We start from the raw sequence: 9,993 nt of genomic DNA on the forward strand, positions 1-9,993 counted from the left end.
GTGCCGTGCCAGGCGTCGCGGGCCCGGCCTGATCCGAAAGACACGCCCTAGCCGCCCGCAGGCCCGTCGGCGGGAGGACGCCGCCGCTCTCCGGCGTCCGTGCACGGCGTCGACGGCCCGCCACCGGCTCTCGCCGGCCCGACCGTCCCCGCCGACCGAACCCTGGAGTGTTCATGGCGCCCCCCGCGTCCCTCGCCTACTCACCCTGCCCCAACGACACGTTCGTCTTCCACGCGTGGGCGACCGGGCTGCTGCCCGGGACGCCCGCACCCGAGGTCACCATCGCCGACATCGACGCCACCAACACGCTGGCCGCGCGCGGCCAGCTGGACGTGCTGAAGATCTCCTACGCGGCCCTGCCCTACGTCCTGGACCGCTATGCGCTGCTGCCCTGCGGCGGAGCGCTCGGCCACAGCTGCGGTCCCCTGCTGCTCACGCGCGGCCCGTGCGACCCCACGGCGCTGGCCGGGCGCGTCGTCGCGATCCCGGCCGAGCGCTCCACGGCGTATCTGCTCTTCCGGCTGTGGGCACGGCAGGCACTGCCGGACGCCGACGTGCGCACCGTCGTACTGCCGTTCCACCGGATCATGCCCGCGATCCGGGACGGCGAGGTGGACGCGGGCCTGGTGATCCACGAGGCCCGGTTCACCTTCCACAAGTACGGCCTGCACCGCCTCGCCGACCTCGGCGAGGCGTGGGAGGTACGGACCGGGCTGCCCATCCCGCTCGGCGCGATCGTCGCCCGCCGGGATCTGGGCCCCGACAAGCTCGCGGGGATCGCCGACGCGATCCGGGCCTCCGTCCGGCACGCCTGGGCCCGTCCCGAGACCTCGCGGGACTACGTGCAGGCGCATGCGCAGGAGATGTCACCGGACGTCCAGGAGCAGCACATCCGGCTGTACGTCAACGACTTCACCCACGACTTGGGCCCGGACGGCTACGCAGCCGTGCGCACCCTGCTGGAGCGGGCGGCACGGGCGGGAGCCGTGCCGCCCGTGTCCGCCCAGGCGCTGGAGCCCGCCGGGCCGCTCACGCCCGGCGCCGGGTACGGCAGCAGCTGACCGGAGCCGGCGAGCTCGGCGGGGGCCCCTCGCTCAGAGGGACGCCGCCCGCTCGCCGGCCATCACCGCCTCCAGGCAGTCGGCGACCGCGCCGGCCCCGGGCGCGTTGCGGATGCTCCGGCTCAGCTCACCGACCCGACGCCGTACCCCGGCGTCGGCGGCGACCGCGTCGACCACGCAGCGCAGGGTGCGGGCGTCGAGGTCCTCCCGGCTGATCGACCGGCCCAGGCCGAGGTCGACGACCTGGCGGGCGATGGCCAGCTGGTCCTGCTGATGCGGCACCACGACCGCCGGCACGCCCTGGTGGAACGCCTCCATCAGGCTTCCGGTGCCGCCCTGGCACACGAACGCGGTGGCGTGGCGCAGCACTGCCAGATGCGGCAGCCAGGGGTGTACCTCCACGTTGGGCGGCAGCGGCCCGAGGGCGCGGGAGTCGACCCCGCCGCCGAGTGTCATCACGACGTGCCACGGCGTGCCGGCGAAGGTCTCGGCGCAGGAGAGGAAGAAGTCCGGGCGGCGGTTGACCGTGGTGCCGAGCGAGACCAGCAACACGGGCGGCGCGCCCGGCGGGGGCGACCACGCTCCCTCGAAGTCCGCCGGGCGCAGGCACGGACCGGCGAAGAGGTAGTCGTCACCGAACGTCTCCCCGCCGATCTGGAACTCCCGGACGACGAAGGAGATGTTGAGCACCGCGTCGTCGCCGCTCGCCAGCTCGCCGCCCAGCAGGTCGGCCACCCCGGCCGCCCGGACGCGGGCGGTCAGCCGTGCGGACAGCTCGCGCAGCCGGGGGTCGGCCGGGTCGACGGGCTGGTGCGCCGCATTCGCCTCGGTGCCGTTCTGCGGCACGTGCTCGTTGCTGCCGAAGCCGGCGTAGGTGCGTACGGTCGCCGCCCGGTGCCGCCGGCTCAGCGCAGCCGCCGTGTCGGAGCTGAGGGCGTCGTGCACGATCAGGTCGGGCGGGTCATCGGCCGCGGCCCGAAGGGCGGCCTCCAGGGGCGCGAAGCTCTCTTCGAGGAAGGCCAGCAGCATCGTGGTGGCGGTCTCGGTGGCCGAGATGGACTCGGGGAACTGTGAGGTGTAGGGCACCACACGGGCCCCGGTGCCCTCGACCCGGCCGGCGAACCGGTCGGCGACCACGTAGGTGACGCGGTGGCCGCGGCGCACCAGTTCCTCGACCATGCCGAGGGTCGCCTTGATGTGGCCGTACGAGGGAAAGCCCAGCCACAGCACGGTCCGGCCGGGCCGCTCGCCCGTCGGCCGGGCCCTAGGCGCGGGCATGGGCACCCCCCGCTGCGTGTCGTCCGGCCCCGTGCCGCGCGGAATCCTCGGGGAAGCCGGACAGCTGCACGATCGACTCCAGCAGCGTGGCCTGGCGCACGGCATCGGCGGCGGCGGACTCCTGGGCCACCGGGTCGGCACAGGCGTCGGCGAAGGCGGTGACGGCGGCGAGGAACTGGTCGGCGGCGGGCAGCACCTGCTCCTCGCGGCGGTCCGCCCGTTGCAGCCGCACCAGCGGCCGGGTCTCCGGCGGCGGGGTGAAGGCCCAGTCCACCTCGATGCGGCCCTCGCTGCCCCAGATCGCGTACGTATTGCGGTAGGCGTGGTCCATCCCGAAGTCGCACTGGGCCGTGACGCCCGCGCCGTCGGCGAGCAGTACCGAGCCGGCCGTGTCCACGTCGGTGCCGGGCCCCGGCCGGAGCCGGGCGCCGAGGGCTTCGGTGTCCGGGCCGAGGAAGAGCTGGGCGGCGCGGACCGGGTAGCAGCCGGTCTCGCGCAGCGATCCGCCGCCCAGTTCCCGGCTGTAGCGGATGAGCCCCGGGTCGCTCCGCGGGATGCCGAAGGACGCGCTGAAGCTCCGCGGCGTGCCGATGGCGCCGGCGGCGATCAGCTCGCGGACCCGTGCGTGCTGGGGGTGGTGCAGAAAGGTGAAGTTCTCCACGAACGCCAGGCCCTGCTGCTGCGCCGTGCGGGCCAGGTCCTTGGCCGCGGCGGCGCTGGCCGTGAGCGACTTCTCCACCAGGACGTGCTTGCCGGCCCGCAGGGCCGCGTCCGCCCACGGTTCGTGCAGGGCGTTCGGCAGCGCGATGTAGACGGCGTGGACGTCGTCGCGTTCCAGCAGCGGACGGTAGTCCGTCACGGCCTCGCAGCCGAACCGGTGCGCGAACTTCAGGGCCTTGTCGGTGCTGCGGCTGGCCACCGCCACCAGGCGCAGCCCCGGACAGCGGAGCACGGCGGGCAGGGTGCGGCGCCAGGCGATGTCGGCGGCGCCCAGCACCCCGATGCCCAGGGGTTCGGCGTCAGCCACGGGGCCCCCTGCTGTGCTTGCCGACGAACTCCCGGATGGAGGAGACCATGTAGTCGGTCATCTCGGGGGTCACGCCCGGATACACGCCGACCCAGAAGGTCCGCTCCATGATGATGTCGCTGTTCGCCAGCCCGCCGCTGACCCGGTGGGTCACGTCGCGGTAGGCGGGGTGCCGCAGCAGGTTGCCGGCGAACAGCAGCCGGGTCCCGATGCGCCGCTCGGTGAGGAAGTCCACCATCTCGGCGCGGCTGAAGGGGGCGTCCTCGGTCAGCGTGATGACGAAGCCGAACCAGCTCGGGTCGCTGCCGGGGGTGGCCTCCGGCAGCACCAAGCCGGCCACCCCGTCGAGCCCCTCCCGCAGCCGCCGCCAGTTGCGCTTGCGGGCCGCGACGAAGTCGGGCAGCTTGGCGAGCTGGCTCAGGCCGAGCGCCGCCTGGATGTCGGTCGACTTCAGGTTGTAACCGATGTGGGAGAAGATGTACTTGTGGTCGTAGCCGCGCGGCAGATCACCCATCTGGTAGGTGAAGCGCTTGAGGCACTTGTTGTCCTCGCCCGGCTCGCACCAGCAGTCGCGTCCCCAGTCCCGCATCGACTCGGCGATCCGCGCCAGCTCCAGGGTGTTGGACAGCACGCAGCCGCCCTCGCCCATCGCGAGGTGGTGGGCCGGATAGAAGCTCACCGTCGAGTAGTCACCGAACGATCCGGTGGTGCGGCCCTGGTAGGTGGACATGAGGGCGTCGCAGTTGTCCTCGATGAGGAACAGGTCGCGGTCGAGGGCGAGTTGCGCGATCTCGGCGGCCGGGAAGGGGTTGCCCAGTGTGTGGGCCATCATGATGGCCTTGGTGCGCGGGCCGATCGCCGCCTCGATCCGCTCCACCGTCGTGTTGTAGGTGGCCAGGTCCACGTCGACGAAGACCGGCACGAGCCCGCACTGGACGATGGGGTTGACCGTGGTGGGCCATCCCGCGGCGAGGGTGATCACCTCGTCCCCGGGGCGCAGTTGGCGGTCCTCGAGCTCCGGCACGGTGAGCGAGGCGAGCGCCAGCAGGTTGGCGGACGATCCCGAGTTGGTCAGATGCGCCTTGCGGACACCGACGACCTTCGCGAACTTCCGTTCGAAGCGCAGTGCGGTGGCGCCGGAGGCGATGCGCATCTGGAGGGCCTGCTCGACCAGCGCGGCACGGTCGTCCTCGTCCAGGACGGCACCCGCCGGCAGGATCGGCGTGACCCCGGGGACGAAGTCCTGCCCGGACGCCTCCCGGTCCCGGTGGAGCTTGCGGGTCAGCTCGATGATGGACTGCACGTCCGCGTCAGCCATGAATGCTCTCTTCGTTCGCTGCGGAAGTCGGTACGGGTGGCGTGCCGCCGCCGGAAGCGGCGCGGGCGCTGTCCCACAGCGCCTGCAGCGCGTCCAGGGCGGTGCGGGCCGGGGACCAGCCGAACGCACGGTGCGCCAGGCCGATGTCCAGGGGCTGGGATCCCACTCCGGTGTCACGGCGCACGGCGGGTGGCGCAGCGGGCACGACCCGGGCGCCCGCGGCCCGCGGCCCGGCGATCCGGATCAGCTCCTCCACCAGGTCGGTCAGGCGGACGCCGACGCCCGACCCGATGTTGACCACGGGGGGCGGCCTGTCCGCGCGCGCCGCGCACAGCACGGCGTCGGCCACGTCCCGGACGTCGATGACGTCCCGCACCCCGTCGATCGGCGGGAGCCGCAATACGTCCGGGTGCGCGGCGAGTTGGCGGGTGATGCCGCCGAGCAGGCTGTGCCGGGGGGCGAACGGCCCGACCGAGACGGCGATCCGCAACACGGTCGCGTCCACCCGCCCGTCGGCGACGGCCCGGGTGACGAGCCGGGTGCCGGCCAGCTTGGTCTGCGCGTACCGGCCGACCGGGCGGGCCGGCAGCGACTCCACGAGCCTCTTGCCGGGGTGCGGCCCGTACTCGTACGCCGAGCCGATGTGCACGAGGCGGACCGGTCGCGGCTGCGCCGCAACGGCATCCAGCAGGCGTTCGACGAGGGTCACATTGCCCTCGGTCAGCTCGTCGTCGGTGACGTCCCACAGCGCGCCTGCCGCGTTCACCACCAGGCCGGGGCGCAGGGCCGCGAGTTCGGCGGTGAGGGTTTTCGGATCGGTGCGGGCGACGTCGAGGCGCACGGCCCGGCAGCCCGCCGGCGGGTGCACGGCGCGACGGCCCACGGCCGCCACCGGCCAGCCGGCGGCGCGCAGTGCTGCACACACGGTGCGGCCGATGAAACCACCGGCGCCGAGCACCACGGCGGCCGGCCGTTCCGCAGCCTCAGCTCCGTCCACGGATCACTCCCCCTGCCTCGTCCGGCCACGAGGCGAGGGCCCGCCCGGGCGGCCACTCTTCACGGACCGGCGGCCACTCTTCACGCGCCGCGGAGCCACGCCAAGACCCGGCCGTACCACGCACCAAAAGTCTGGGGGTTTCCCCCGATGCGCGAGCGCACGCCCCTTTCCGATCGGCGGCCGGACGACCCTTGAGGCGCACCGGATCATCTGCCTCTTCCAGGAGTCCACCGTGCGTGTGCTGTTCGCCACGATCCCCGAGAAGTCCCACCTTTTCTGTATGACGCCGATGGCGTGGGCGATGCGCGCCGCCGGTCACGAGGTGCGCGTCGCCAGCTGCGCGGAACTCGTCGACGTCATCGCCAGGACCGGTATGACGGCCGTGTCGGTCGGCAGCAACGACGGCATCACCGCCGGCATGAGCGCGCACCGCGAGTCGCAGGAGGAATGGGAGGCGGCCAACTGGAACGAGCTGGACCCGGCGAAGCTGACCTACGAGGGCGAACTCGAGCGGATCCAGCTGGCCACGTACGGCAGCGCGATGTACAACGAGCCGATGATCGGCGAGCTGGTGGACTTCGCCCGCGCCTGGCAGCCCGACCTGGTGATCTGGGACCCGCTCACCTACGCCGGGCCCCTTGCCGCGGGCGCCGTCGGGGCGGCGCACGCCCGGTCGCCGTGCTTCGCGGACGTGTGGACGATGAAGCGCCAGCTCTTTCGGAAGCTGTCCGCGGAGGTGCCCGCCGACCAGCGGCGGGATCCGCTCGCCGAGTGGCTGGGCGGCACCGCCGCGGAGCTCGGGGGCTCCTTCACCGAGGAGCTCACCACCGGACAGCTCACCCTGGATCCGCTGCCCGCGAGCCTCGGCATCGCCACCGAGGCACTGCGCACCCCGGTGCGGTTCGTCCCGTACAACGGCCCGGCCGTGGCCCCGGGCTGGCTGCTGGCGCCGCCCGAACGCCCCCGGATCTGCCTGAGCCTGGGCGCCTCCAACACCGAGCGGTACGGGGGCGACTACATTCCCAAGGCCGGCATCCTCGCCGAGCTGGCGGAACTCGACGTCGAGGTGGTCGCCGCGCTGCTGCCCGCGCAGACCGCGCAGCTGGGCACGCTGCCGGACAACGTCCGCGTGGTCGACTCGGTGCCGCTGCACGCGCTGCTCCCGAGCTGTTCGCTGCTGATCCACCACGGCGGCTTCGGCAGCTACGGGAACGCACTGATGTACGGGGTCCCGCAGCTGACCGTCACCACGCCCGTCGCCGACCAGCTCTACCGGGGCGCCGGTCTCGAGCAGCAGGGCGCCGGTCTGCTGCTCACCAGCGCGCGGGCCACCCCGGAGGCCGTGCGCGAGCGGGCCTCGCGGATACTGTCCGAGCCCGCCTTCCTGGAGAACGCGGCCCGGCTGCGCGACGAGGCGGCCGCCCTGCCCGCACCGAGCGAGGTGGTGCCCGTGCTGGAGCGGCTGGCGCAGGAGCGGCGTGCGGCGCCCTGGCGGGCCTGAGCGGGCCCGCCGGGAGCCGGGCGCGGCAGCCCCCGGGGGCGGGTCCCGGCCGCGGGGTGCGGAGCCGGCCGGAACCGGGACTCGTTCACGCAAAGGGGCAGTGACGTGCGCGCACGCGGCATCAACTACGACACCGGGTTCCTTCCCGGACAGCAGCTCACCCGTAAGGTCTTCAGCCCGGAGGCGGTCCGGCACGAGATGGCGGTGATCGCCGGCGAACTGCACTGCGACGTCGTACGCGTCTCGGGGCGCGAGCCCGAACGGCTGGACGCGGCGGCCCGGTACGCCGCGGACGCCGGTCTCGAGGTCTGGTTCGCGCCCTTCCCCGTCGACCTCCCCGCCGAGCAGCTCCTGCCGTTCTTCGCGGACTGCGCCCGGCGCGCCGAGGCCGTGCGCCGGACCGGTGCCGAGGTGGTGTTCGTGACCGGGTGCGAGGTCAGCCTCTTCTGCGGCGGCTTCCTGCCCGGCGACACCTTCGGCTACCGCCTGCACACCATGGCCTCCGACGCGGCGTGGTGGTCCGCCCTCGGACGGGCGTCGGAGCGTCTCAACGGCTTCCTCGCCGAGGCCGCCGCCACCGTGCGCGCACACTTCGGCGGGCGGGTCACCTATGCCTCCGGCCCTTGGGAGTCGGTCGACTGGGGCCCCTTCGACCTCATCGGCATCGACGCCTACCGTGCCGCGCACAACACCGACACCTTCCGCACCCGGCTGCGCGAGTTCTTCCAGCACGGCAAGCCCGTCGCCGTCACCGAGTTCGGCACCTGCGCCTATCAGGGGGCCGGAGGCCTGGGCGGCATGGCCTGGAGTCCGCCGGCGGACGCCGTGCCGGACGAGGACGAGCAGGTCCGTTACCTCACGGAGCTGCTGACGGTCTTCGAGGAAGAGGGAGTGGACACCGCGATGTGGTTCTCCTTCGCCAACTACGACAAGCCCAGGGAGCATGACCTCGCCTCCTACGGTGTGGTCCGCATGCTCGACGAGACCCGCTGGGAGCCGAAGAAGGTCTTCCACGCCATGGCGGACAGGTACCATCGCCGTTGATCGGCCCGCCTCCGTCGGCGCGGGCCCGAGGCCCGGGGCCGGGGCTGTCAAGCCCGCAGCCGCTCATACTGGTTCTTGACTCTGACCGCGCGAGCGCGGGGCCTGCAGCACGCCGCGCTGTTCTACGGTCGGGCATCGTGAGAGAAGACGCAGCGAACCCGGATGTTCTCGTAGTCGGCTACGGCCCTGTGGGACAGGTGCTGTCGATCATGCTTGCCCAGCGCGGCTGGCAGGTGACCGTGGTCGAGAAGCACGTCGAGCCCTACGCCCTGCCCCGGGCGGTCTCCTTCGACCGTCACATCGGCCGTCTCCTCGGCACGATAGGCGTCGCCGACGCGCTCGTCCCGGTCGGCGAGGCGACCAAGGACTATGTCGTGGTCAACGGCGACGGGCAGACGCTGATGCACTTCGACCTGGACCGGGACAGCCGGCATCGCTGGCCGGAGACGACCGCCATCTACCAGCCGGGCCTGGAGGCCGCTCTGGTCCAGCGCGGCGCGCAGCTGCCCAACCTGCGCGTGCTGCGCGGCTACGAGGCCGTCGGCCTGACCGAGAAGGACGACTCGGTCGAGCTCACCGTGCGTGCGGCGGACGGCGAGCACGCCCTCACAGCGCGCTGGCTGGTCGGCTGCGACGGGGCCAACAGCTATGTGCGCGGCCATCTGGACGTCCCGTTCTCGGTCTCCGACTACGCCGCCGACTGGATGGCGTGCGATGTCATGCCGCACGATCCCGCGGAACTCCCCTCGCGGAACGTGCAGATCGCCGACCCGGCCCAGCCCCGCGTCGATCTCTCGGCCGGGCCGGGCCACAACCGCTACGAATTCATGCGGCTTCCCGACCAGTCCTTCGACGACTTCAACACCGTGGCGAGCGCCTGGCGTCTGCTGAGCCACTTCCAGGTCACCCCGGACAGGGCGACGCTGCAACGCTACGTCGCCTACACCTGTGTGGGACGCAACGCCGACCGCTGGCGTTCGGGCGGCTCCGGCCGGGTCTTCCTCGCGGGCGACGCCGCCCACACGATGCCCCCGCACGCCGGACAGGGCATGTGCACGGGCATCCGGGACGCGACCAACCTGGCGTGGAAGCTGCACCTGGTCCTGGCCGGTGCGGCCGGCGAGGAACTGCTGGACACCTACGAGGCCGAGCGCCGCCCCGACGCCCAGCGCGCCATCGACCTGTCGGTGACCCTGGGCCAGCTCATCGGCACGGTCGACCCGGCCATCGCCGGCTACCGGGACAGCGCCCTGCTGTCCGTGAGCCCCGAGGACGCTCCGCCGCGCACCGCGGAGGAGTTCGCACGCCCGGGCGAACAGGCGGTGCAGGCCGGGCTGTTCCAGGAGCCCGTCGACGGCATGTTCGCCGGAGTGGACAGCCGGGTCGTTCCCCAGGCGCGCACCTCCCGTACGGAGGGCGGTGAGCTGTGCGGCGGCAACTTCGTCCTGCTCACCCTGGACGACCCGAAGACGCTGGTGGAGCCTGACCTGGCCGACCGGCTGCGCGAACTGGGCGGCGAGATCGTCCATCTGACGCCCGATGTCGACATCGACGGCACCTGCACCGCCTGGCTGAAGGAGACGGTGCCGGCAGCGGCCGCGCTGGTCCGCCCCGACTTCCAGGTCTACGGCGCGGCGCGCAACCGCACCGAGATGACCGAGCTGCTCCACGGCCTGCTGAAGGGCGTAGCGGCCCCCTCCTGAGGACCCGGCGGGCTCCGGCCCCGCCCCACCCCGCCTTTCTCGCGCCTGTGCCCGTGCCCCCGCC

General features: G+C 73.0%; 8 protein-coding genes. 4 read left to right on the forward strand and 4 right to left on the reverse strand.

Annotated elements, in window-relative coordinates; translation table 11 throughout:
• Positions 1–173 precede the first annotated feature (173 nt).
• Positions 174–1,061 carry a 1,4-dihydroxy-6-naphthoate synthase gene (locus ACFWZ5_RS42325; protein ID WP_384804167.1) on the forward strand — a complete coding sequence of 296 codons (888 nt, stop codon included), beginning with the start codon at positions 174–176 and terminating at the stop codon, positions 1,059–1,061.
• A 33-nt stretch (positions 1,062–1,094) separates the two neighbouring features.
• Here the strand turns inward: ACFWZ5_RS42325 and ACFWZ5_RS42330 are convergent, their stop codons facing one another.
• From ACFWZ5_RS42330 to ACFWZ5_RS42345, 4 genes are read right to left on the reverse strand one after another with little or no spacing between them, the layout of a single operon-like run.
• A complete protein-coding gene (locus tag ACFWZ5_RS42330; RefSeq protein ID WP_384804169.1) occupies positions 1,095–2,339 on the reverse strand; it encodes a macrolide family glycosyltransferase in 1,245 nt (414 codons plus the stop codon).
• Positions 2,326–3,366: a Gfo/Idh/MocA family protein gene (locus ACFWZ5_RS42335; RefSeq protein ID WP_384804171.1), complete on the reverse strand. Its 1,041-nt coding sequence runs from the start codon at positions 3,364–3,366 to the stop codon at positions 2,326–2,328. The genes ACFWZ5_RS42330 and ACFWZ5_RS42335 overlap by 14 nt, the downstream gene beginning before the upstream one ends.
• A complete protein-coding gene (rfbH, locus tag ACFWZ5_RS42340; RefSeq protein WP_384804173.1) occupies positions 3,359–4,684 on the reverse strand; it encodes a lipopolysaccharide biosynthesis protein RfbH in 1,326 nt (441 codons plus the stop codon). The genes ACFWZ5_RS42335 and rfbH overlap by 8 nt, the downstream gene beginning before the upstream one ends.
• Positions 4,677–5,681: an NAD-dependent epimerase/dehydratase family protein gene (locus ACFWZ5_RS42345; RefSeq protein WP_384804175.1), complete on the reverse strand. Its 1,005-nt coding sequence runs from the start codon at positions 5,679–5,681 to the stop codon at positions 4,677–4,679. Before ACFWZ5_RS42345 ends, rfbH begins: the two co-directional genes overlap by 8 nt.
• Before the next feature lie 232 nt (positions 5,682–5,913).
• Here ACFWZ5_RS42345 and ACFWZ5_RS42350 point away from each other — a divergent pair, with 232 nt between their 5' ends.
• The 3 genes from ACFWZ5_RS42350 to ACFWZ5_RS42360 all read left to right on the forward strand — a co-directional run bounded on the left by ACFWZ5_RS42350 (position 5,914) and on the right by ACFWZ5_RS42360 (position 9,929).
• Positions 5,914–7,182: an activator-dependent family glycosyltransferase gene (locus ACFWZ5_RS42350; protein WP_384804177.1), complete on the forward strand. Its 1,269-nt coding sequence runs from the start codon at positions 5,914–5,916 to the stop codon at positions 7,180–7,182.
• 105 nt (positions 7,183–7,287) lie between these two features.
• Positions 7,288–8,226: a hypothetical protein gene (locus ACFWZ5_RS42355; RefSeq protein ID WP_384804179.1), complete on the forward strand. Its 939-nt coding sequence runs from the start codon at positions 7,288–7,290 to the stop codon at positions 8,224–8,226.
• A gap of 137 nt (positions 8,227–8,363) precedes the next feature.
• Complete coding sequence (locus ACFWZ5_RS42360; RefSeq protein WP_384804181.1) at positions 8,364–9,929, forward strand: bifunctional 3-(3-hydroxy-phenyl)propionate/3-hydroxycinnamic acid hydroxylase; 1,566 nt, start codon at positions 8,364–8,366, stop codon at positions 9,927–9,929.
• The last annotated feature ends 64 nt before the right edge of the window (positions 9,930–9,993 follow it).

It is taken from the genome of Streptomyces sp. NPDC059003 (assembly GCF_042740445.1).
Classification (GTDB): domain Bacteria; phylum Actinomycetota; class Actinomycetes; order Streptomycetales; family Streptomycetaceae; genus Streptomyces.